This is a genomic window from Paenibacillus macerans (assembly GCF_900454495.1).
In the GTDB taxonomy this organism is placed as follows: Bacteria; Bacillota; Bacilli; order Paenibacillales; family Paenibacillaceae; genus Fontibacillus; species Fontibacillus macerans.
On the sequence record NZ_UGSI01000001.1, the window covers coordinates 4,822,752 to 4,847,827 of the forward strand.

Annotated in this window: 17 protein-coding genes and 2 CRISPR repeat arrays (1 of these 19 only partly in view); of the genes, 6 read left to right on the forward strand and 11 right to left on the reverse strand. The window is 50.1% G+C overall.

Annotated features, from left to right (window positions below):
- A CRISPR array of direct repeats spans positions 1-2,195; the repeat unit is 32 nt; unit sequence CTTTCAATCCACGCACCCACCTAGGGTGCGAC (it extends 1,709 nt beyond the left edge of the window).
- A gap of 168 nt (positions 2,196-2,363) precedes the next feature.
- From cas2 to DYE26_RS21470, 11 genes are all read right to left on the reverse strand, one after another.
- Positions 2,364-2,654 carry a CRISPR-associated endonuclease Cas2 gene (gene cas2 / locus DYE26_RS21420; RefSeq protein ID WP_036626950.1) on the reverse strand — a complete coding sequence of 97 codons (291 nt, stop codon included), beginning with the start codon at positions 2,652-2,654 and terminating at the stop codon, positions 2,364-2,366.
- 10 nt (positions 2,655-2,664) lie between these two features.
- Positions 2,665-3,696: a type I-C CRISPR-associated endonuclease Cas1c gene (gene cas1c, locus DYE26_RS21425; RefSeq protein WP_036626951.1), complete on the reverse strand. Its 1,032-nt coding sequence runs from the start codon at positions 3,694-3,696 to the stop codon at positions 2,665-2,667.
- Complete coding sequence (gene cas4, locus DYE26_RS21430; protein ID WP_036626952.1) at positions 3,693-4,352, reverse strand: CRISPR-associated protein Cas4; 660 nt, start codon at positions 4,350-4,352, stop codon at positions 3,693-3,695. The genes cas1c and cas4 overlap by 4 nt, the downstream gene beginning before the upstream one ends.
- Positions 4,342-5,205, reverse strand: coding sequence for a type I-C CRISPR-associated protein Cas7/Csd2 (cas7c, locus tag DYE26_RS21435; RefSeq protein WP_036626954.1), 864 nt, complete (start codon positions 5,203-5,205; stop codon positions 4,342-4,344). Before cas7c ends, cas4 begins: the two co-directional genes overlap by 11 nt.
- 6 nt (positions 5,206-5,211) lie before the next feature.
- Positions 5,212-7,137: a type I-C CRISPR-associated protein Cas8c/Csd1 gene (gene cas8c / locus DYE26_RS21440; protein ID WP_036626955.1), complete on the reverse strand. Its 1,926-nt coding sequence runs from the start codon at positions 7,135-7,137 to the stop codon at positions 5,212-5,214.
- Positions 7,134-7,853, reverse strand: coding sequence for a type I-C CRISPR-associated protein Cas5c (gene cas5c, locus DYE26_RS21445; RefSeq protein ID WP_036628987.1), 720 nt, complete (start codon positions 7,851-7,853; stop codon positions 7,134-7,136). The genes cas8c and cas5c overlap by 4 nt, the downstream gene beginning before the upstream one ends.
- Before the next feature lie 45 nt (positions 7,854-7,898).
- The gene (locus tag DYE26_RS21450) at positions 7,899-10,334 is read right to left on the reverse strand and encodes a CRISPR-associated helicase/endonuclease Cas3 (protein WP_036626956.1); all 2,436 of its coding nucleotides are present in this window, start codon (positions 10,332-10,334) and stop codon (positions 7,899-7,901) included.
- A gap of 279 nt (positions 10,335-10,613) precedes the next feature.
- Positions 10,614-11,377: a CRISPR direct-repeat array (repeat unit 32 nt; unit sequence CTTTCAATCCACGCACCCGCGTAGGGTGCGAC).
- Positions 11,378-11,839: 462 nt separating this feature from the next.
- A complete protein-coding gene (locus DYE26_RS21455) occupies positions 11,840-12,676 on the reverse strand; it encodes a hypothetical protein (RefSeq protein WP_036626957.1) in 837 nt (278 codons plus the stop codon).
- Positions 12,677-12,682: 6 nt separating this feature from the next.
- Complete coding sequence (locus tag DYE26_RS21460; RefSeq protein WP_213511285.1) at positions 12,683-13,744, reverse strand: DNA adenine methylase; 1,062 nt, start codon at positions 13,742-13,744, stop codon at positions 12,683-12,685.
- 84 nt (positions 13,745-13,828) lie between these two features.
- Positions 13,829-14,443 carry a DNA modification methylase gene (locus tag DYE26_RS21465; RefSeq protein ID WP_115311259.1) on the reverse strand — a complete coding sequence of 205 codons (615 nt, stop codon included), beginning with the start codon at positions 14,441-14,443 and terminating at the stop codon, positions 13,829-13,831.
- A 135-nt stretch (positions 14,444-14,578) separates the two neighbouring features.
- On the reverse strand, positions 14,579-15,631 hold the full coding sequence (locus DYE26_RS21470) for a sigma-70 family RNA polymerase sigma factor (protein WP_036626959.1): 1,053 nt from the start codon (positions 15,629-15,631) through the stop codon (positions 14,579-14,581).
- A 412-nt stretch (positions 15,632-16,043) separates the two neighbouring features.
- Between DYE26_RS21470 and DYE26_RS21475 the strand changes: the two genes are divergently transcribed.
- The 6 genes from DYE26_RS21475 to DYE26_RS21500 all read left to right on the forward strand — a co-directional run bounded on the left by DYE26_RS21475 (position 16,044) and on the right by DYE26_RS21500 (position 24,953).
- Complete coding sequence (locus tag DYE26_RS21475) at positions 16,044-17,888, forward strand: cache domain-containing sensor histidine kinase (RefSeq protein ID WP_115311260.1); 1,845 nt, start codon at positions 16,044-16,046, stop codon at positions 17,886-17,888.
- A 19-nt stretch (positions 17,889-17,907) separates the two neighbouring features.
- Positions 17,908-18,879 (forward strand): response regulator, encoded by a 972-nt coding sequence (locus tag DYE26_RS21480; protein WP_036626961.1) that lies wholly within the window; start codon positions 17,908-17,910, stop codon positions 18,877-18,879.
- A 154-nt stretch (positions 18,880-19,033) separates the two neighbouring features.
- Complete coding sequence (locus DYE26_RS21485; protein ID WP_036626962.1) at positions 19,034-20,374, forward strand: ABC transporter substrate-binding protein; 1,341 nt, start codon at positions 19,034-19,036, stop codon at positions 20,372-20,374.
- A gap of 269 nt (positions 20,375-20,643) precedes the next feature.
- Entirely contained in the window at positions 20,644-21,525 is an 882-nt protein-coding gene (locus tag DYE26_RS21490) for a carbohydrate ABC transporter permease (protein ID WP_036626965.1), read from the forward strand.
- Between the two features lie 184 nt (positions 21,526-21,709).
- Positions 21,710-22,537, forward strand: coding sequence for a carbohydrate ABC transporter permease (locus DYE26_RS21495; protein ID WP_036626967.1), 828 nt, complete (start codon positions 21,710-21,712; stop codon positions 22,535-22,537).
- Between the two features lie 40 nt (positions 22,538-22,577).
- Complete coding sequence (locus tag DYE26_RS21500) at positions 22,578-24,953, forward strand: FAD-dependent oxidoreductase (RefSeq protein ID WP_036626968.1); 2,376 nt, start codon at positions 22,578-22,580, stop codon at positions 24,951-24,953.
- Positions 24,954-25,076: the final 123 nt, after the last annotated feature.

Genomic DNA, 25,076 nt, shown 5'->3' on the forward strand with positions numbered 1-25,076 from the left:
TTTTTATGCGCTTTTAGACAGGAGTTGGACGGATGCTTTCAATCCACGCACCCACCTAGGGTGCGACCTGGAGCTCAAAGCGTTCGGTCCTTCGATCCCCTCTTTCAATCCACGCACCCACCTAGGGTGCGACATGATGGAAGAGGGAATTTGGATCGGACGCTTACTTTCAATCCACGCACCCACCTAGGGTGCGACGCTCGGGGTCAGATACTCTCCCTTGACCCAATCGAACTTTCAATCCACGCACCCACCTAGGGTGCGACCCAAATTAAAGCGGCTACGGGTGCTTCCGCGGGGCTTTCAATCCACGCACCCACCTAGGGTGCGACTACATCAAGCGTTATGTTTTGAAGGATGGACGGGCTTTCAATCCACGCACCCACCTAGGGTGCGACGCGGGAATCTTTAAGGAGGCGAAATAATACGATCTTTCAATCCACGCACCCACCTAGGGTGCGACCCAAGGCATCGCCTAGTGACGGCGATCCGTCGTGTTCCTTTCAATCCACGCACCCACCTAGGGTGCGACGGATCTGGAAGACAGGGTTATCAAGGCTTATGGCTTTCAATCCACGCACCCACCTAGGGTGCGACGCCTTGCCGCCCCGATGTTTAACCACCAGCCGGCACTTTCAATCCACGCACCCACCTAGGGTGCGACATTACACCTTCATTGTCAGCAAAATTAATTAATTCCTCTTTCAATCCACGCACCCACCTAGGGTGCGACCATCTGGAATAAGCGTAAACACATCGTCCGGGAACTTTCAATCCACGCACCCACCTAGGGTGCGACCGGAGTCTTTCGGCAGCTTCTTTATGATATCGATCTTTCAATCCACGCACCCACCTAGGGTGCGACGGTTTGTGTGCGCCCTTTTTGCGATTCCAACCGTACTTTCAATCCACGCACCCACCTAGGGTGCGACCAGTCGAATACTCGACAGCTGTTCCGTTTATTCGCTTTCAATCCACGCACCCACCTAGGGTGCGACTGAAATCAGATAGCCGTTTTCATCAAGTACATGCTTTCAATCCACGCACCCACCTAGGGTGCGACTATCTCCTATCCGAAGTAGAACGACTACAAACGGACTTTCAATCCACGCACCCACCTAGGGTGCGACGGCGCTTGATCTCGGTCAATTGCAGATCATCAACCTTTCAATCCACGCACCCACCTAGGGTGCGACGATAGATCGGCCTTTTCGGCAGCATGTGCATTTCTTTCAATCCACGCACCCACCTAGGGTGCGACCCAATAGGCAAGCTCAATCACGCTGCCATTAATCTTTCAATCCACGCACCCACCTAGGGTGCGACTCAATACGACCGCGCCAGTTTGGTCCCGTAATTGCCTTTCAATCCACGCACCCACCTAGGGTGCGACTTGAGGTCGGTTCCAACCTGCCTTACGCCAAATATCTCTTTCAATCCACGCACCCACCTAGGGTGCGACCTTGGCTTTAAGTCGGCCATCCTCGCACATCCGCTCTTTCAATCCACGCACCCACCTAGGGTGCGACAGCGTTTTTAAGATTCCCGGCAACGGGATTCACCCTTTCAATCCACGCACCCACCTAGGGTGCGACAGCAATGTTTCGCATCACGCTGGAGTCCGTCCGCTTTCAATCCACGCACCCACCTAGGGTGCGACATGCTCCTAAAAGACGTGGTGGAAGAAATCCAACTTTCAATCCACGCACCCACCTAGGGTGCGACCTTGATATATATTGCAAAATCAAGCCGCAAACAGGGCTTTCAATCCACGCACCCACCTAGGGTGCGACGCGGTCAATCCCGGCTTGATGGGTATAAGTCACAAGCTTTCAATCCACGCACCCACCTAGGGTGCGACTATTGTCCAGCCGTCTAAATGCTGTTTTACTTCCACTTTCAATCCACGCACCCACCTAGGGTGCGACCCCTTCCACGACTACATCAGATAAGTCAGAGCGAGCTTTCAATCCACGCACCCACCTAGGGTGCGACGCCTAAAGCAGCAGATACAGCGGTGACGCCAAAACTTTCAATCCACGCACCCACCTAGGGTGCGACCGACCAAAAGGTGCAGCAGGAGATGCAGCAACGCCTTTCAATCCACGCACCCACCTAGGGTGCGACCTGACCGCTGTCGCCGCTGCCGTAGTATTTGAGCAACTTTCAATCCACGCACCCACCTAGGGTGCGACTCCGATTTCTAACAGAATATGGATTATAAATTACATATTCTGTATTAAAATCTAATTTTCCGACTAGTTTTAAACAAATAGAATGGATTTATTTTACTATTATTCAAATGTAATGCAATCATTTTGGTGCGAATCCCCCGGGAAAATCATGTTCGCTTCACATTCGCACTACAAAATCAAAGGCCCCTCCAAATCAAGAGAGGCTTTGATACCTACATGTTCCACCTTGTTTTTATACTGGTTGCCCAACTGGTAAAATCGCAGGCTGTCCTGCTCCGGATCGATTAATTCGATCAGCTTAATTTTAAGCGCGGCCCATTCCGCCGCATCTACGATACATTCAAATACGGAGTTCTGCACGCGCTGCCCGTAATTCTGACAGGCCTTGGCAACCTGGCGAAGCCGTCTTTGTCCCGCGGCATTCACCGTACTCACATCGTAAGTAATCAATACCAGCATTCATAATCACCTACTTCCACAGAAATGGAGGGTATTCGTCGAGATCGCCGCGCAGGTATCGTGCCAGCAGCAAAGACTGAACATGCGGTACCAGTCCCCATGCAATGTTTTCCCCCAGATAAGGATGAGTGATCTTCTCCTGCTTCCTGGTTTGCCATGCGGTTAGGAACTTTTTTCGGGCTTCCTCCGTCAGCAGCACAGCTCCATTCTCTTTACGCACAAAGTCGTCAGCGTTCATGACTTTTTTATTGATGAGGGATAGGACAAAACGGTCGGCATAAATACCGCGAAGCTCTTCCATCACATCCAGGGCCAGGGACGCTCGTCCCGGGCGATCACGATGCAGAAATCCTACGTAGGCATCTAGCCCAACACCTTCCAACGCGGAGGCCGTATCATTCGCCAGCAAGGTATATGCGAGCGACATCATGGCATTGACGTTATCCAGCGGAGGCCTGCGAGAACGTGTATGGAAGTAAAAATCCTCTTTTTGCTGCAAAATCATCGAATCCAACAGTTTATTGTAACTTAGCGCCGCCTGGCCTTCCAGCCCTCGCAACCGCTCTAAGTCCTCGCATTCACGGATATCATTCATTAACTCCGACAATTGAAACGAAGCTTCCTTAAACTGTGCGACATCGATCCGCAAAGGGTAGTCCCGAGTCATTCTTTCAAGCATCCATTTGTGATTAAATACCTTGCCTAAAATAAAATTACGAGCCACTCTAGCGGATAAAGCCTCATCCTCCGAAACGGCATACTGTTTCTTGCGCAACACCACGTTTCCACGACTGGCGCCGATCACTCTAGCCAAGAATCTCCCATTCATCGTCATAAACACGATGGAGATGTTCCTCTCCGCGCAATAACCCATAAGGGCAGGACTTGCCCCCGTATAGCCAAAGGCCACAATTGATTCCAGATTATGCAGCGGCAATCGCCCCAGTTTTTCCTGCTCCTTCAAAAGCACAATGTTATCGCCATCGAGCGATAAATAAACGTCCGGCTGGTTAATGAACAGCGTGTTCAGCAGCTTCTTCATTCCTTCATTTTCCCTTCAATATAGCTTTTCACCGAACGCTTATTCAGAACTTCCGGCAGGCAAACCGATTTCAAAGAACAACTATTGCAAAAAGCCCCCGTTTTCACTCTGGGCGTATACCTTCTATCATAATAATTTCGCATTTCTGCCACGATGCTCCTCACACTGTTCTTCAGCTCAACGGTTAGAGGCACCTCAACCCGATGTTTGATTTCATTGTAAAACATATAACCGACCGGAATGGAGCAAAGCAGCATTTCCTCTAAACAAATGGCCTGCGCCGCAAGCTGTAAAATATCCGCGTCATTCTTTTTGGGCTTGCCCCGTTTATATTCTACAGGACAAGCCTTGTATTTCCCCTCGGCCTCACGGATTTCAACTCCGTCATCATCCCGGACAAACTCAACCACATCGCAGATCCCCGTGATTTTCAGCTCCTCGGATTTTACCGGGAGCGCGCGTACGACCAGCTTATCGCCGCGCTTTTCTCTCACAAATGGCTGATCGGCTTTACGGTGAAGATGCTGGCCTTCGATGGTTCCGACATTCTCTTCCCATTGCTGTTCGATATGAATTAATGCCCATTGCCGTTTGCAAAATTGAAAATGTTGAATGCCGGACAGCATCAAATAATCGTCATCCCGATTAGCGTCCATCCAGAACTTCAACCTTTAGCCCGTCTAATTCGTCTAGTTCGATGGCATAATCCGCAAAGGATCTCGGTTCCTCGGCCTTCGCTTTTACTTTCAATGAACGGTGCACTTTGGCCGAAGAGTATTGTCCCAATTTAGAGTTATGCTCCCACCAAAACACCTTATGGACCTCCATGCTGCCTTCCGGTCTGGCGGAGGACAAATCATTTTCAAAGAGGGTTAGGAGCGCCTGCTTGATTTTCTCCGCATCTTCATTCGTAAAGCCGGTTTTCTCCGCCAGCTGCGTATTGATGCTTCCATAAAAAACATAAATTCCAAAATCAACGCGGTGCTTCATCCCCATCGTGTCCGAACCCCGGTCTTTGCCTGGTTCCGAATTCACGCTCTTGGTGATCTGCATGCTCGTAATATCGATGGGATCCACACTTCTGGCCGTATGAATGGATACGGGACCTCTTACCCCGACCGAGACACCCCCGCCGTTTCCTGATCCTTTAAAAGCAAATACTTGTCCGAAGCTGCGTACATCGATCCATTCCTCACAAGCCGCCTTGGCAACATCATCACTGGAGCTCGTTTTCGCTTTCAAGATTTGACTGAGCTTGGCATTGCCCTCGGCCCGCTCTCTTAAGCTTCCATATTCATCCACCTTGCGATCGTTCGATTGCACAAAAATAGTCTCCCCCATATCCTGCAACCGATTTCTAATCTTGCGTTTAAGCGCCACATCCGAAATTTCACCATAACCGTCATAGTTTTGTCTCGGACGGTTTCCGTTCAACGGGTCCCCGTTAGGGTTGGCACAGGTGACCGACAGGACAACGGCAAAGTCGATTTTATGATCTAAACTGCTCATTTTCAATCACTCCTCATGATTTGATACTTCCGCTTCAGCGGCATCATCGTGATTTTGACTTTGATAGAGAGCGTGTCTTTGGCTGTAAAATCCGAGCAAATACTTACCGGTTAACGGCCTGTTGTTAAAATCCTCCGGCTTGAACTTATATCCGATTTCATCGATGATTTTAGTCCATTTCGTGGCGTATACACCCAATCGGGCCTGGTAAGGCTGCAAGCTTTCCTGAATCACTCGCCAGGTCCGCTCAGGATGCTTGGAGAACGAGTTCATGTAACGGATGGCATTGGTGGCCCGTTTCTCCTCTTTTCCCAGCGCACGTCTTTCGAGCACATCCGCTACAGCCAGCAAACGTCCGAACAAGTAACTGCGGTCATCGTTGTTTTCATCGAGTGCCAATCCGATCCCCTCCCGTTGATCCGTTAAATGTTTATTAATTAAAGCGCAAGCGATGCTAAGCGTCTTCTCCCATTCCCAGTTCTCCATGGCTACAGGGTTGGAAGCCCGGTTGAATACGCTTGTAATGATATCTATCGGAACCCTCGCACCATCCACGATGCACGGAAGCATACGCTCCATCAGCCCTTTGACGACTTTATCCCCGGCCCGGGGGCCATAAGCGGCCAAAGCGATGTCCCTGGTAGCCGGAGCTCCATAAAAAGCAACAAATTCGTTATTGTTGTTTTTCCGGTACCGGTGCAGCCAGGCACAAGTGGTATGCCACTCGGCAAGGCGGTCCAGATACAATTCCTTATCCATATTCCGAAAATAAAGTACAGCCATGCGGCCGGTCGTTGCCGAATCGAGCACCAGGATATTGACGGCCGATTGGAACCGGCCTTCCGCTCCGTCTCCCAATTTATTTTTGTATCCGTCCAAGGCTTTAGCCACTTCGCGTGCCAACGCTTCATGGGTATTGGACTTATGAACCACGGTTGGTATGGCCTCCGGATCCAACGCAAACGTGTCCTCCGACGGGTCAGGAATATACAATGCATCGTTGCCCCATACCAAAAAAACCCGCTGATCGATCATCTTACCTTGGCGGTTAATGAGCCACTTCAGGGCATTGTGCGCTTTTTGCGAAACCTCGTAGCTGATGCTTGCGGCATCCCTGCTCTGAATAAACCGCCCACGGAAGGTAAATCCGGTGGTATCGTTCGCCGAAATGAGCTTGGCCTTGTCTGCCGGATTACGAATTTTGTTCGCATGTCTGTCCGTACTGGGAAGCTTCTTTCCCGTGACATAGCAAATGTCTTCATCCCCCAACCGCTCCGCATAATAGGCGATGAAGGAATCGAATACTTCCTGATCCTTCCACACGTCGGTTAAAATCCGGTCAGGCGAATACACATTAAACCGCACAAAAGCGCTGGTCTGATCTCCTGCAACCACTCCGAAAATAGCGGGCTTTTCGGGATAAAGCACTTCGTATTTCTTGTCCCATTTATCGATAAGACGGTTATCCTCATCAACGGCAACAATTTGTTTATAATTCACTAAATCATGAATCAACGTTCTTTTGCTGAGATAACGGTAAATGCTCACCACTTTAGGATGGGCGTATGGGGATTCCGCCCAATTCTGCAGTTCTTGTATGTAAGTTTCAAAAGGCTCGTCCCCCTTGACTTGTCCACCGTAAGCCACGAAATCCCCCGCTACATAGCTTAATTTGTCATGCAGCGGATAAGGGGCAATGACGGAACCGGCTCTGCTCGCTGATTTCTCCGTACAGGGAATTAAAGTAATTTCGTCGATCACTGAGGCGGAGTGGAACTCTCCTTCTTCCGTGACACGCACTTCAATGTGCGCTTTTTGGGTCGTATGCGATACGGGGAGGAGTGTATATTCCCGGTCGTTTTTTAGTTCGACCTCGCCTACACGATCCCGGTTGGACTCATAGGTTTCATACAAACTGAGCAGCCAGCTCATTGTTTTCCCTCCTCTCCCCAACTGGCCAACAATTGATCTGCCGATTCTACATTGTTCGCATCAAAAGCTTTTGGGTGCATCTCCGAAATCACGCGAACCTGCGTACATGCCTCCGGTCTTAAGAAATCAATGATTCCATTTTTCATCACCGGTTGCCACAATCGGACCTCCAGTTGATTTCTGCCGGTTTCATCCGGATAGTTAATGCCATGCACCATCGTACCCAGGTGAATTTCGCCGTAGTTGTCGTAAAAGCTCTCGCCTTCACCGAACACGCATGGCTCAACGTATCCTTGGCACTCTCGCGTTCCAAGAAAAATATCTCGCCGGCCTCCCGCCTGAACACTGCGTTTTAATATGTTATGGTGCTTATGTTCGTTACGGTCAAAGGCCATGTCCGGGCGGTTAAGGTTGAATTCGAAGTGACATCTGACTTGATAATGGACATCTTTAAGGTAGGTATAGTTAGCGAGTGTATTGCCGCCACTATAGTCAATGGGGCGGATCCCCTTCGACTCCATTCGAATCGGATTCATTACCCGGACGGCGTCAACGATCATGATGAGGGTGGGCTTCCAGTAAATGCTCTCTACGATCCCTTTGAGCGCCTGGTAGGTAGGAACCTGATAACTTAACTTTTCACCGCCAAGTTTCGTAAGCGGATCGGTAAACAACGCGTAATTCCCGTATACGGAGAATTCCACCGAGTTTCGGATCATATGGACTCACCTCCTTTCGTGGCTTGGGATATTTAACTGTCATTAAAATATATCTACACCCGTCCAACTTTCATTTTCCAGGTCCAGCCCATACTCTTCGCTATAAGCGCCGTCTTTCAGTACCCGTATCTGTCCGTCGAGACAACTTTCCAGACCACTGTTGTTGTCAAGTTTCTCCAATTCATAAGAAAAGAGATTAATAGTAAACTGCTGCGCCTGCCGCATCAATCTACCAAAATCATCAATACGCTCGGCCCCGTTTAACTCGGCGATAATCTCTTTGCCTTCTCCATAGGGTACAATCACCGGCTTAGTTAAATCTTCAATGACCTGAAAATGCTCCGCGGCTGTTCGATAGCTGTTTAACAGGAACAGTGGAGGGCGGTTACGATGGTTGCCGTAATACTCCTGAAAAAATTTATTTTCTTGAAGTCCTGCGAAAAGCAATCGCGTCATGCTCACATCCAACTTTGAAACGTGGAAATTCAATAATGGCTTGACGTCCGAGTAAAAACGCTGAAAGTAATAGGTCATGGCTTGAACCGACAAAAGGTGTCCACCGTGGCTTGTTGATTCACGCTGCAAGTCAACAAGCATCTGCTTGGTGATCTCCTTCCCCTTCTTGATCTCCTTCAAATGCTTTAAGTTTTCTTCCGCATGATCTATCACGTAAACCTGCTGCAAGGGATCTTCCCCATGTCTGTTGCATCTTCCGGCCGCTTGAGCAATAGAGTCCAATCCAGCCAGCGAACGAATCACGCATTCAAAGCTGACGTCGACCCCCGCTTCAATTAGAGGCGTACTGATACAGATGATTTTCTCGTGATGCTTGAGGTGATCTCTAATTTTGCCCAAGATATGCTTCCGGTGTGCCGCGCACATTGACGTACTCAGGTGGTAAACAGGTATATCTTGAAGCGTTGCAAGAAGCTTCCGGTACAAGTCCTTTACCACGGATTTCGTGTTTAAAATGATCAAAACATTACGTTTTTCATCCAGTTTGCTCAGGATAAAATCGGTCAGCTTTTCGTTCGTGTATATTTCATTAGCAGCTTCATCCTTGATTTCCACACGCTTAAATGACTCAATTACAAGGTTCAGATCTTGAATTATCTCCGCATCCGGATTGATATGGAGCCGGTGCTCTACAAAATCTAGAGCAGGCTGGGTGGCCGTGCATAACACCATACTGGAACGGCAAAAATCCTTGAGAAAATTCAATGCCTCATTGAATAAAGATACACAGGACACAGGGACCTTCTGTACTTCATCAAAAATAATCACAGACTCGCTAAGATTGTGCAGTCTCCGGATATTTCTGCTGCCTTTGGCATAAAACACATTTAAAAATTGCACCATGGTGGTGAAAATCACCGGGGAATCCCAGTTATCCTTGGCCAACTTCAACTTTTGCCGTATGTTCATAAGCCCATCGTCCACCTCATCGTCTTGATCCGTTTCTTCGATCACGTTGGAATGATGCTCTAAGATATGGGCGTCATCCTGCAAAATTCTTCGCACCTCGGCAGCGTTCTGTTCAATAATCGTGGTATATGGAAGTATATAAATGATATGTTTTTTGCCAAAAGTAATCGCGTGCTTCAAGGCATACCGGAGACTGGCCAAGGTTTTCCCGCCTCCCGTAGGGATGGATAACGTGTAAATACCGGATGGTTTGTCCGCAAATCGGTCACACTGCTCGGACATTTCGCTTCTTAGTTGATTAATGAGGGAGTTGGATCCGGATCGATTGGCCAAAGATTGGATCTCAGCCATCAATTTATTGTAATAGCTTTGAAAGAGCTCTTTGGCCGGAGAAGACGCCTCCTCTCGGTCCTCTACCTTGTCTTCAAAGCGCCGGGTATCGGTGCGATCCGCGTCAATTAGAGCGCTGAATACGAATTTGGTTAGAAACATGCATTTGGCTTCCGTACTAAACGAAGAGGGGACCGATAAATACTCCTTTAGTTCCTTTACGGCCCGATCAACATAGCGCTGAAACTCCTCTTCGCTCATGACCTTTTCAAAGAATAACCGAACACTCTCGTCATAGTCCGTAATATCACCCTTGTCTCTGACCCGTCGCAAATAGGGAAATTCCAAATTCGGATCCAGATAATCATGTAAATAAGAGTGATGGGATATGATCGCGTTGCCTACGATTTCCGCTAGGATTCCTTTTTCCCGTTCAATCCGGCCTTTATGATATAAGTCGTACAGAAGCCGCCCGCCTGCTGTGGAGTGATCCACGCTTCCTCGCTTTGGCGGAGCCTCCGGATGATTCACCGCTTCGATGAGATAATCCAGAAATGCCTTCGTGAACTTCCCCATATCATGAAGGATTCCAGCCAGGCCGGTAATATGCCCGATTCCAAGCTTAGCACCAAAAGATTCGGCTAAATTCTTGACCCCAAGCAAATGCGTTTCAAGCAATTGGTTTTCCCGGTCACTCTCACGTATATGGGCTATGTATTCCATTGCCTGCCTCCTGTCGCTGAAAAATAATCCAAACGACTCTCTAGTTTAAAGCTTGAAACACGCCTAAAGAACTACAACTTTTTTATTTCTTCACCCCCCCTCTAATCTCCTTCCAATATTCTACAATTTTCTGGGTAATATTACTTTCATCTTAGTTTAGAGAATTATCATATGCTCTTATGCCCCCATATCAACAAAGTACAGCTTCAACTAAAAAAGGACAGCCCAGTATGGACTGTCCATTGAGATATGACTTATAAACTCTGTAAGGAAGGCGCCCTTCGCTTTTACGCACCCGCGTAGGGTGCGACGAGACCTTCGCTTATAATCCGTTGGACGGCGCCGTCTTTCAATCCACGCACCCGCGTAGGGTGCGACACTTTGCTACGTTTCAACGTCCGGCGTGCCCGGACTTTCAATCCACGCACCCGCGTAGGGTGCGACTACAATTAACCCAACTAAAAGAGATCAAGTCTTTCTTTCAATCCACGCACCCGCGTAGGGTGCGACGTTGACGGTTTCGGGCGCGTGGGATATTGCGCAAGGCTTTCAATCCACGCACCCGCGTAGGGTGCGACCGCGTTCCGCCTCAGCCTTTGCCCTGCCTAACCCCTTTCAATCCACGCACCCGCGTAGGGTGCGACGCAGGAACAGCGCGACCAATTCGACCAACTCAACTTTCAATCCACGCACCCGCGTAGGGTGCGACTGGCCCCGAAATTCGTAAGTCCCGGGAATAACGGCGTCTTTCAATCCACGCACCCGCGTAGGGTGCGACGCGCAGAGCTCCGAAATTTCATGACCAAGTCGCTCTTTCAATCCACGCACCCGCGTAGGGTGCGACCGCATAAGGCGGTCTTCCCGCGCAACCGCTTCGCTTTCAATCCACGCACCCGCGTAGGGTGCGACTCCGCCGGCCTATCCAGTTGTTGATGTTGTTCTCTTTCAATCCACGCACCCGCGTAGGGTGCGACCGTTACCTTGGAGGCGAGGTGATTACGGATGCAGGAACTTTCAATCCACGCACCCGCGTAGGGTGCGACAGCGTTTTTTAACATATATTAGTAAAATCTTAGAGTTAATTATCTATATAAACCCAAATTTAAGGATTTTTGAAAGTTATATATGGGTATTTATTGAAAAAAAGGGTATTTAGCACGATTAATCTGGTGCGAATCCCCCGGGATTTTTATGTTCACTTTATATTCGCACCGAATATGGAGTTGAGCTAAAGTACAAACAATGTATATTGAAATGTTACTTCACAGTTACTCTAAGGGTAAACCTTTTTCGCAAATATTTTTGATTGAATATGAAATCTTAACCTCATTTTTCTAGCCATACACAGAAAAGATCATTTTTATTACCTGTACGGAGCTCGTTTACCAATATGAGACTAAAAAGACAGCAGAAAGCACCAAAATAAAGCGATAAAGACACCCTACGTGGTGCCTTTTATATCTCAATATAAGGTTTAGAGGAATGGATAGCAAAAGAGAATCATTTCATGAAAAACCCAAACGACTAGCTGCAAGCCTAAGCTCTTCCTTAAACAGATCCAAATGCTTAAGCGTAAACAGCCCATCTATTGCTTGAGTTTCCCACAATGTAAAAATACGTCTTAGATCGGCTTGTCTGGAGAGCCAGCCTATCCCGTCGATGACGGCATAAACATATTGCCGAGGCAACCGGACTGAGGCCATTTTCTCGATCTCCACGACCGCGTCAGTTAATTTACTTCCGGTACTATTAAAACCCTTCATACCGATTACGATCATGGATTGATCGCCGCCCGAAGGAATAGCCAGATCACAAGGCGCGGTCTCGCCCCCGCGGCCAATGAAGCGGGTACGCATTTGATATGGTAGTCCGAGGGATTGAACCAAATTCTCCACCTCATCCTCTACCGTTCTTCCACGTCCGACAGATTGAGCGCCTGATTTTTTGGACCATAAATGCCGTTCCAAAAGGACATCACTGTAAGTCCAAGACCTGGCCATCTCTTCTTTGAGCACATTCACCAAGTTAAATTGCGAATCCAAGAATTCAATTAGCTCCTCGGGTTTCTGCTTAGCCTTTGTTACCCAACCCTGTGTCCCCAAATGGTGCCTCAATTGATTCTTGAGTTGCTCCTGCCCCAGTCCAGCAGAGGTACATAACTCTGGAACTGCATCGGGATTACTTTGGATGAACCTTGCCAAGGAGGACCGGTCTATGTTTTCAATCTTTCTCAGTTCATCTACGATCTTGAATACTTTCTCTTGCATTTCAGGATCTCTTCTGGGAGCGATCACCTGTAAATTACTTAAGGAGTTCAAAAATCTATCATAGTCTATAGCCATAAGTTATCACCGCGCAACAAAAATGTATTCCTCTACCTTTCGTCGAGTTGCGCTCTCATGGGTGCCAAAGGAGTAAGTATGAGGAACCGAAAAAACCTGAACATCGTTCTTAACTTGTTTCAAAATATCATATAATTCCTTTTCAGAAGGTACGGAATTTGAGCTATAAGACAGTACGATGATACTATCCTTAAATTTTGTAAACAGCTTGAGCAGTGCATCGCTAACAGCCCGCTTGTATGCAAAAGGAGTATAACGCTTAGGAATCTTTTTGCTTTTCGTATTCTCCATGATTTCAAGCCCTTGCCAATAGACCGAAAGCCCCTCCAAGAAGTGGTATCGTTTGATATAGTCAGCATCATCCTTAGGTGGTGCATAAGGAGGATCGAAGTAGACGAGATCATAATTCGTATTTTCTACCTCCAAGATATCGGAGCATATGGAATCATTTTTTTGCCCGTTATCAAAAACCACCTGATTGTACTCGTCCACAGCCTCTAAAAACAAATCCTTCAGCGGAGTACGCAGATTCCTGCGCCCATCGTCATAGCGGAAATCAGTAATGGTGAATACCCCACGCGGTTGCTTCCGCGCAGCCGCCAGACACATGGCTGAGATGGCAAGCTCTCTTTTATATTCAGGCATTTGGTCAAGATGGGACCAAACAGAGTCCAGAAATTCATGATCTTCTTGTGGAAAATAAAGTCCCTTGAATGTATCTGCTATGAAATGACGGCCATCCCGGTTTGGTGCGATCAGAAGGTCTATATCCTCATTGCTCAGTGTGACATTGGAATTTTCCACAACGGCTTTTGCGATGGTAGAAGAAAAGGACAAGAAGTCGTTTGAAGTAACTTGCTTTCCCATTTCTTTCAGAGCATACGAAACGACGCCACTTCCACTGAACGCATCCAACACGGTGTGGAAAGGAAGATTGGCTAATATCGAAGCTAAGTATGGGATCAACTTGTATTTTGACCCCATATACCGAAGTCTTGGATAACTCAACGTCCTATGTAGCTCTTGTTCCTTGAAGTTAGTAAGTGTAGGGACATTCATGATTGCCATGCTAGCAACCTCCTAACTGTTTACAGCCGATAATTCATTGTATCATAAAGTCATAGGCGAAGAAATGTTCGCATCAGGGATGATTCACTTTTGAAAAATCAACAGATGTTCGTGAACAATAGGAATGAAATTGCCTTTATACTTTCTTCTGAATGAATTACAGTTATGTTGTATTTTGATCAAATGCGCTTCCAGTTGCCCGAAATATCTCATATCTTTAATAATGGAGTAGTAGATACCATTCCTTCTGAAATCACCTACAAGGACCGCTAGCCTTCCCCCAGGCAACAAGCTTTTGAATAGTTTCTCATTCACAAGATCCAGCTTATTGATGAAATCTTTATAGCTGTATGCGCGAGAAAGATCATCTTCTGATTTTTGGCCCCAAACTGAGCCGGAATACAAAATGATATTGTAGTACGGGGGATGACTAAAAATAAAGTCAGAATTAATGGGAACTTCATCTTTTAACGCGTTCCAACCACCCCACAGTGGATTCAGATCCAAATGAACGGAATTCCAAAAACCTAACTCGATTGCGACATCTTTACCTGTTCCGCCCCCTGCAAACACCTCAACAAATTGCTTCGGTTTATAGTGTTCGAGCAACTCATAAATTACATGCCCCGAACAGTTGCCAGGATAGTCGGCCTTTCCCCACTTTCCTCTGTTTGAGTAGGATAAGATACTTGTTAACATAAAATCCCTCCAAAAAATAAAAATAGCACACCCACGTTTATGGGCATGCTTTGCCAATCTGATCAATCCTATTTTAATTATTGTTACAATAAAGTATACACCATATTTTATATGCTAGGTTAACTTATTTCATAATCACACAATGAATCTTGCTCTTAAAATGTCTTGAATCTTCCATAATGCCTCTCGTTCATTTTCACACATTTTCAACTTTTCTTCGGTTTCCCTTAGTTGTCCTTCTAACTGAGAAATCTTTTCTTTCAGTGCGTTAATTTGATTTGTATTGGTATCTCCATCTATAGTGCTCAAATGAATTACTGGATTCTTGGGAGGAGATGCTATAGCTAATGTCTTTTGTTTCATATTAGCACTTCTAGGATCAGAAACACCCCAACTAGCTTTAAGTTTAACCAAATTCCCCCTTGAAATACTATATTTTTCACAAACATCTTTGTCGTGCATTTTACTTTTCTTATGTTTTAAATATAGCGCCTTTGTTAAAATTGCTTTATCTTGACTACTTGACATGCATCTAACCTCCTCCGCATTACTCTCCAAGTTATTAAATAATTCTCTCGCTTTATATTTTAAGGATGTCTCGATTTCATTTTGTTTCTCATATGTAAGATGCATTGCGCGTTGTAACTTTTTAACGTCGTACCCTTGTAATTTATAGTTTAAATACTGTTGCTCATCTTCATTGAGACTATTCCATAAATTATCTTCCGTTGTTTCAAAATAATTAAATGGAGTTGGAAGTAAATCGCCTAATTCTAAGTTTTTTCCACGATCGTCGTTTACAATCCGATTTAAAGAATCAACATATTTTATTCTAAGGAATTCTAGAGCTTTATTAACTTGAATAGTAGACTCATCTATAGCTTCTGCGATTTCTATAGCATTCCAATTAACCATATCCAATTTTTTAATTTTATTTGCTAATCTTGCAATAGTTCGACCTGGCTTGAGAAAATTAGAATGCCTATCAATATAGTCAATCATACGTCCCTGTACTCGCCGCCATGCAAAGCTCCAAAACTTCACATTATATCGATGTGGATCATATTTTTTATACGCCTCAAACAACCCGATTTTTCCTTCCTGTATTACCTCTTCAAAGTACTCTTTATTATAATATTTTACAAATTTCTTCCCTTCAAAGTATATACGCTGTACATGCTCTTCCAAAATCTTCTCAAATTCTCCAAGGTGAGGATTTACATAACTGCTGATGATTCTCCCCCCTCCAAATACAAAAATATTCTTAAAATAATCTTATTAATTCAATATTATGACTGAGTTTGAAACAGTTGTTTTTTTTGTAAAATCTAATAACTAATGCCTACATCGGCCTGTTTCCCAACTTTGCCGAACTGTTCTTGGGCGGGCGCGCCCTTCACCTTATTCCCAAATCCGCCGCCAGTAGGCGGTTTTTGTTTATCCTAATAGTACCCCCAATAGAACAAATCTACACCCCCTTTAATCTCCCCCTCCCCCCTCTGCAACAAAACCACACAATTTCCCTCAACACCCTCGCCGCCATTTCTCCTATGCTATAATTTAAAAAACAACACCGCAGCAGCATGGGGGGCGTGTCCGCGTGGCCAAACTTATGCGTTATCTGATTCCGCAGAAATTGAAGTACCGCCTGTTTATGGCGTTCGTTTGTGTGGTTCTTTTGCCCTTCTGTGCCTTGAATTTATACAATTACCAGCGCATCGAAACCCTGGTGCAGCAGAAGATCAGCCAGCAAAGCCATTACCAGCTGGAGCAGATGTACCGGACCCTGGAGGATCAGATCAGCATCGCGTTCAAAACGCTCATTTTTCTAAAGCAGGACGACACGGTCAAATCGGTGCTTCGGTCCCCCGAGCAGCGCGATGAACTCGAGAACAAACGGGTCATGGAAAGTATTTTCATGAACCTGAACAATAGCTTTTTCCTGTACAATCCCTCGGTGTATTTCATGATTTTGGACTTAAATGAAAGCGCGTACACGTCCTATCGGCCCAGAAAAGCGCTGGTTTACGGCGAACTCAGGAGCCTCCCCGGATTCGATCAGCAGGCGATGAACGCCGGCTCCTACCATTGGGTGCCCAATGACCCGAACTACGTGCAGCGGGACGTATCCACCAGCACTTACCTGCTGTCCCTGTACGCTTCTTTGAACGACAGCCAAAACAAGCCCTACGGGCTGGCCCGCATCAGCATCGATTACTCGTCCTGGCTGCGTTCCATCCATAATCAATCGGATCTGCAGCAGCAGTATTTTTTGATGACGCGCGAAGGGGAGGACATTTCCCAGTCGGTGCCGGACACGGTGCTGCCGGAGCAGGTGAAAGCGGAAATCGCCAAGCAGCCTGACCGGCAGTATTTCATCGACAAGGCCTCCAATTCCCTGATCAATTACATCTATGTGGAATCCTTGGACTGGTATATCGTCAACCGGATTCCGCTGCCGATTTTGTATAACGAGATCGAAGGCCTGAAGCGGCAGTATTTTACGATGTTTTTCATGCTGATGGGGGCGTTCCTGGTCATGACCTTCGTGATCGCCTCAACGATTACCCGGCCGTTATCCCGCCTGCAGGACAAGATAAAGTCGGTCGTCCGCAAAAATTTGAAAATCCGCTTGCCGGAGCAAAAATTCAGCGGCGAGATTCTGGAGCTGACCCGCACCTTCAACGTGATGCTCGACGACATGGACGTGTTGATTCAACGTCTGAAGACAGAGGAAAGGCAAAAGGAAGCCGTTCATTTTCATATGCTGCTGGCGCAAATGAACCCGCATTTTCTGCTGAATACGTTAAATACGATCAAGTGGAGCGCGATCCGGCAGGGCAACGACGATATCACCGACATCTCCTTGTCCTTGGGCAAACTGCTGGAAGCCAGCCTGAATACGGAAAAAGACCTGGTGCACCTCCAGGACGAAATCGAGCTGGTGCAGGCCTACGTGCATATTCAGCAAATTCGCCACAACCGCCGGTTTGAGGTCATATACCGCTATGACGAGGATATCGTGTTTGCGCTGGTGCCCAAGCTAAGCCTGCAGCCGCTCGTCGAAAACGCTATTTTGCACGGGGTGAGCCATCTTGCGGAAAAAGGTCTGATCCAGATTCGCGTCTGGCGGGAAGAAGCGGCCAAGCTGGTCGTGGAAATCGAGGACAACGGGATCGGCATGGCGCGCTCGGCGCAAATGCGAAGAACGAGAACAAGGCCGGGGATCGGCCTGGACAATGTCCGGGAGCGGCTGCGCCTGCTCTTTAAAAACGACGGCCGGATGGACGTGATTTCTTCCGACCGGGGCACGCGGGTGCGGTTTACGATTCCTTTTTTGCTGGCAACGCCTTATGGCCGGGATCAAGATCAGGATCGGGATCGGGGGAGTGCCGGAGAAGCGGATTTGCCGGCGCTGCCGCCGGGCGGAATTTCAGCAACCTAAGCGATGGGAGGACGAAAACATGTGGAAAGTACTTCTGGTCGAAGACGAGGTGTTCGTTCGCGAATCGGTGCGGGAGATCATCGCCTGGGAAGAGCTCGGGTTTACCGTAGCGGGGGAAGCCGGCAACGGCAGCGAGGCGCTGGAGATGATCCGCCGCGATCCGCCCGACTTGGTGCTCGCGGATATCGTGATGCCGGAGATGGACGGCGTGGAACTGCTCCGGCGGACCCGGGAGGAAGGCTACCGCTCCCGCTTCATCATGCTGACCTGCATCGGCGAATTCGAATATGTGCGGCAAGCGATGGAATACGGCGCTTCCAACTATATTCTCAAGCTGTCGATGAGCGTCAATTCGCTGCGGGATACGCTGCGCAAAATGAGCGCGGAGCTGGCCAAAGACGATGCGGCCGCCACGCGAGTGGCAGGCGGTGCTGGGGGAGCCGCGCAAGAGACCGGCGCCGCTGGGCGGCAGGCGGATGACCATGGCCCCCAGACAGCGGCTTCCCCGCAGGCAGGCCGGCTCCTTCCAGAGGAGGAGCGGCTTCAACCGCCGTTCCCGCCGGTGCAAACGGACGCGGGAGCTTCCGCCTCCTCCCACGGCGGCCACAACGGCCCGCCGGCCTCCCCGAGCGCCGTCCCGGCTCAAGCCGAGCCGGCCGTCTCGCACCCGGAGGTGCGTAAAATTTTACAGTATATCGCCGAGAACTATCCGCAGGACATCACGGTCAAGTCGATGGCCCAATACGTGATGATGGGCGAAAACTACGTCAGCGCCTTGTTCAAGAAAAAAACCGGACAAACGCTGATTCACTACCTGCACCGGGTCCGGGTGGAAAAAGCGATGGACTATCTGCTGCACACCGATCTGCCGGTACATGAAATCGGGCACCGGGTCGGCTTCATCAATGACAACTATTTCATCAAAATATTCAAGCGCCTGACCCATCAAACGCCCAGCAAATACCGGCAATGGAACAAACCCGCAAAATAGAAGAAATCGATGGCCCCAAAACACCGCTTTCGGACACGTTTAAATGCATCGTTTTGTTTCGTGATCTGAATGGATATGTATGTTCATTTCCGCTCCCGGCCCCTGCTACGATGAGGGGGATTCAACCATCAACGATATAGGGAGGTCTTTACCCGTGGGAAACAAAAAAGGATGGGCCGCGCTGCTGCTCAGCGCGTTGTTGATCGGGCTGCTGGCCGGCTGCGGCGGCAATAGCGGCGGCGAGGCGCAAGGAAGCCAGGGAGCGGCAACCGATAATGCGAAAGCGTCTTCATCGGGCGAAACCGTCAAGCTGACGATGTGGGGCGGGGTTCCGCCGGAGGCCGGACCGCAGGCGGTGGCGGATGCCTGGAACGCGGAGCATCCCGACATTCAAGTCGAATACGTGCGCTTCGTCAATGACGACGACGGCAATTTGAAGCTGGACACCGCGCTGGCGACGGGGCAGGCCGTGGATCTTTTTGTAAACTACTCGGTCACCCAGGCGGCCAAACGCGTCGAATCCGGCGCGGCGCTCGATTTAAGCTCTTTTACCGATTACGACATTGACGGGAAAATGGGACCGGACGCGGCCACGTGGAAAATCGACGGCAAATATTACGGCATTCCTACCAAGAAAAACGTCCAGTTTTTCGCGCTCAACAAAGACGCGCTGGATGCGGCCGGACTTGCGGTGCCCAAGGCATGGACCTGGGACGAAGCCCGGGAATACGCCAAAAAGCTGAAAGCCGCGGGCTTTAAATACGGGCTGGTCCAGCATACGGAGACGTTTTCCGATCCGATGGACTCCGTTATGGAGAAGCACGGGTACATCAAAGAGGACGGTACTTCCAACATGGACGATCCGCTCGTGCGCAAATGGCTGGAAACGCTGAATGCCATGATGAAGGAAGATCAGACGACACCTCCGCTCGGCGAGCAGCTGACGAGCAAAATGCCGGTGGAAAATATGTTCCTCGGCGGCGAAGCGGCGATGATCAATATCGGGGAATGGCTGCTCCGCAGCTCCAACAACATGAAGGACTTCCCGCGCGATTTCAAAATTGCGTTTGCGCCCGTGCCAAGGCTGATCGAAAACGAAGAGGATTTCATTACCAGCGGAGGCTTAGGCGACTTTATTTCGATTAATGCCAACTCGAAACATAAGGAAGCCGCCTGGGAGTTCCTCAAGTGGTATGCCGATGAGGGTATGCTGCCGATGACCGCCGGGGGCCGGCTGCCCGCTTCGGGAGCGGTCGACCAGGCCGCCGCGATCGAAAGCCTGCTTGGCGAACATGCCGATACGTATGACCAGGAATCGCTGGAATTCGTGCTTTACGGGGATCAAACGCCGACGTTTGTCCGCAAGCTGCCGCAGGAAATGGTCGATATGCGCGCCCAGGAATACGAAAAATATTTTCTCGGCAATCAAACCGCGGAGCAAACCGTCCAGGCGATGGTAAAACGCCACAACGATTTTCTGAAACAAAATCAATAGTCGCTATTTGGGATTTAGGGTCCGGCTGAGGCAGCCGGGCCTTTTTTGCGGTTTGGCGATCTGACCGTTTGGCGGTTCGACGGCTTGCGGTTTTGATGGTGGCCGCTTGGCCATAGAACAAATCTGTTCGCGCCCGCCAGCCCTGTTCCCGGCCGAAATTGCGTAATTCTGTAGCATCAGGTCGGTGGTTATGTTCCTTAAACGGCCCGTCTCCCCCTGCTATGCTGGAGACGAAGCTTAACTTTCAAGACCAAGAGGAGTGGAGCCATGTGAAAACATCCTGGATGAAAAGACAGCAGCTGCTGGGATACGTCTTTATCGGGCCGAACATGATCGGCGTGCTGCTGTTTTTTATTTTGCCGGCGGTTTATTCGTTTTACCTGATGTTTACGGATTACAAGTTCATGAACCCGAACACCCGGTTCGTCGGACTGGCCAATATCCGCCGGATGCTTACGGACGAAGTGTTTTATATCGCGATCAAAAATACCCTGATCTTCCTGCTGTCGGTGCCGGTATCGATTGGGCTGGCTTTTGTCGTGGCCGTGATTCTGAACCGCTCCGTGCATTTGAAGAAGCTGCTGCGCGCGTTGTACTTCATGCCTTACATCACCAGCGGCGTGGCCGTCGCTTTCGTCTGGATGCTACTTTTTCAGCCGTCAAACGGGCCGATCAACGGCCTGCTGCGGGCGGTCGGCATCGCCCACCCGCCGGGATGGCTGTCGACCACGGCGTCCTCGATGTACGCCATCGACATCATTTGGATCTGGTTTATGCTCGGCTACAACATGATCATCTACCTCGCCGCCCTGCAGGAAATCTCCGGAGAGCTGCTGGAGGCCGCCAAAATCGACGGGGCCCGCACCTGGCAAACGATCCGCAGCGTCGTCTGGCCGCTCGTCAGCCCGACCACCTTCCTGCTGCTCGTAACCGGCCTGATCATGTCGATCAAACAGTTCGGGATTATTCAGGCGATCACGCAGGGCGGCCCCGGGAACAGCACGACCGTACTGTCGCTGTTCATTTACCAGAACGCGTTCCGCTATTACGAGATGGGCTACGCTTCGGCGATCTCCTGGGCGCTGTTCCTGATCATCCTGATTTTTACCGTGGTCCAATGGGTCGGGCAAAAACGCTGGGTGCACTATTAAAGGTTGTTCAAAAAGTCATCTTTTGATCACGAAGTGGACTCGACATCGAATCTTGGATTCAGCCGGGCCTTCCGTTGCTCACGTAGGCTCACCTATGCTGCGCTACTCAGTCCCTAGCTTCATCCAACCTTCTCGGTGCTGAAAACCTGACTTTTTGAACTATCACTATTAAGGAGGAATAACCATGAAAACGACCGGGGCCGTTAAAATTATCGCGACTGTGCTGATGCTTTTCTTCGGGATGCTGATGATCGTTCCGTTCTTGTGGATGATCAGCACCTCGTTCAAAACGCCGGCGGAAGTGTTCGAGTATCCGATCCGGTGGATTCCCGCTCACTTCAACTGGGAGCACCATGTCAAGGTATGGACCGGAAACAACAGCTTTACGCACTATTACCTGAATTCCTTGAAAATATCGCTGATCAGCGTCGCCGGAGCCGTTTTGCTGTCCTCCCTGGCGGCTTACGGGTTCTCGCGGATTGAGTTCAAGGGCCGGAACGCCCTGTTCATGGTGTATTTGTCGATGATGATGGTGCCGCCGCAGGTGCTGTTCGTCCCGAAATTCATCATGTTCGACTGGGCCGGGATTTACAACACGCATTGGGCGCTTATTCTTCCCGGAATGTTCACCATTTTCGGAGTGTTTATGATGCGGCAGTTTTTCCTGTCCGTGCCGCAGGAAATTTCCGAAGCCGCCTTCATCGACGGCGCCGGCCATTTCCGCATCTTCTTCCGGCTGATATTGCCGTTGGCCAAGCCGGCGCTCGCCACGCTGGCGATCATCGATTTCTCCTGGCACTGGAACGACTACGAGAACGCGCTGGTGTTCCTGATCGACCAGGATCTGTTCACCGTACCGCTCGGCCTGCAAAATTTCATCCTGGAGAACACCGTCGATTACAACGGCATGATGGCGGCGGCCACCGCGGGCATCATCCCGATGATCCTCGTGTTCCTGATCGGCCAGAAATACATCATTCAAGGCGTATCCAGCTCGGCGGTGAAGGGTTGATCTCCGTTTACTCTAACCATTGGAAAGGAGTTATTTGAACATGCGAAACGAAACGGTGCAAAGCGATATTACGGTGGTCGGCGGCGGGCTGGCGGGCGTCTGCGCCGCCGTGGCGGCGGCAAGGCTCGGCAAAAAGGTCGCGCTCGTGCAGAACCGCCCGGTGCTTGGCGGCAATTCCAGCAGCGAGGTACGCGTCTGGGTATGCGGCGCTACGGCGCATGGGGTGAACCGGTATGCCCGGGAGACCGGCATTATGGACGAAATGTTCGTGGAGAACCAGTACCGCAATCCCGACGGCAATCCTTATTTATGGGATACGGTCGTGCTGGAAACGGTGCTGGCCGAGCCCAATATTACGTTATATCTCAATACCGACGTACACGAGGTGGAAGCTGAAGACTTGGCGGGGGACGAACCGGAAGGTAACTCGGAAATCAAAACGGAAGGTGCGGCCAAGGAGCGGCGCATCCGATCAGTGACCGGCTGGATGATGGGCTCGGAACGGCGGATCCGCTTCGAAAGCCCGCTGTTCCTGGATTGCACCGGCGACGGGCTGATCGGTTTACTCGCGGGCGCCAAATACCGTTTGGGGCGCGAAGGCCGCGGCGAGTACGGCGAAATTTGGGCGCCGGGGCAGCCGGACAACATCACGCTCGGCAGTACCCTGCTCTTTTATACGAAAGACGCCGGGCATCCGGTGAAGTTCGTCCCGCCCTCTTTTGCCAAGGATATTACGCAGACGCCGATCCCGCTGAATCGGGTCATCCGCAGCGGCGATTCGGGCTGTCATTATTGGTGGATCGAATGGGGCGGCGAGCTCGATACCGTGCATGACAACGAGCGGATCCGCGATGAGCTGTGGGCGGTGATTTACGGGATTTGGGATTATATCAAAAATTCCGGGCTATTCGACGCCGACAACATGACCTTGGAATGGGTCGGCTCCGTGCCGGGCAAACGGGAATACCGCCGGTTTATCGGCGATTACGTCCTTACGCAAAACGACATCCTGGCCCAGGAGCCGTTTGAGGACCGGGTGGCGTTCGGCGGCTGGTCGATCGATCTGCACCCGCCGCAAGGCATGTACGCCGCAGAAAGCGGCTCAAAGCACCTGCACGCGGACGGCAACTACCACATCCCGTTCCGGTCGCTGTATTCCGTCAACGTGTCCAATCTGCTGTTCGCGGGCCGCAACATCAGCGCAACGCACGTCGCGTTCGGCACGACGCGGGTCATGGCCACCTGCGCCGTAATCGGCGAAGCCGCCGGTACCGCCGCAGCCCTATGCGCGGATAAAGGCGTCACGCCGCGGGAACTGTCCCGGGAGCATACTCCTTTGCTGCTGCAAACGCTGCTGAAACAGGACGCTTCCGTGCTCGGCCTGGCGAACGAAGACGCCGGAGACTTGGCCCGCCAGGCCAAAATCAGCGCCTCCTCCTTCCTGTCCAGGCTGGCGGTGGAATCGGCCGACGAGGCATACCCTCTGGAACACGACGTCGCCATCCTGCTTCCGGCCGATCCTGGCATCGCCGGGAACATCGAATGGCTGTTGGACGCCTTGGAGGACACGGAACTTACCGTTGAAGTGTGGAGTACCGGACGCCCGGAAAATTACGTGCCCGCCGCCCTGGAATACCGAACCACCGTTTCCGTGACCAAGGGCGAGGGACAATGGATCGCTGCAGCGCTAGACTGGACGCCTGCCGAAGCGCAAAATGCTCCCCAAGTGCAGTATGCTTCCGAAGCGGAGTATGCTTCCGAAACGCAGAACGTTTCTGCAGTGCAGAACGCTTTTATCATCGTCCGCAGCAACCCGTCGGTCCGGCTGTATCTCTCCCATACTCCGTTGACCGGACTGCTCGCCTTCGAACGCGGCGCAGGCCGTGGCGTCTCCAAAGACCTGGAGGATCATGATTACAGCCAGCCCGTGGTGGAATGGAGCATGAAACGGCTGGTGCGCAAAGTCTTTTGCTTCCGCGCGGACTTCGCGACGGACGCCTACCGCCCCGAGCAGATTATAGACGGCTATAAGCGCCCGTACGGCGGGCCCCATATGTGGCTGTCGGAGCCAATGGCGCAAGACGCCGAGCCTTGGGTAACGCTGAAGTGGGAGAACGAGCAAACCGTCCGCGAAATCCACCTGATCTTTAACGACGACGTCAATGAAGACCTGATCAACTTGCATCATCACCGCACGCCTTTTGAGATCATACCTGAACTGGTCAAAAACTACCGGATCGACATGCTCGACCCGTCCGGGAGCTGGAGCACGCTGATCGCGGAATCCGGCAACCGCCGGCGGAAGCGGGTACACCGCCTGGAGGCCGCCATTCAGATGAAGGCGCTCCGGCTGATCGTGGAGGAGACCAACGGGTCCGAGTACGCGGAGGTGATCGAGGTTAGGGTGTATGGGTGAAGAAGCATTATCTTAAGGACATCCGAACGGAGCATTATTCGAAACGTGCTATCACTGCAATAGCGGCGTCATATTGAATAAACAAGAACAACAAAACCATAACCGGATAAGGTTGTGGTTTTT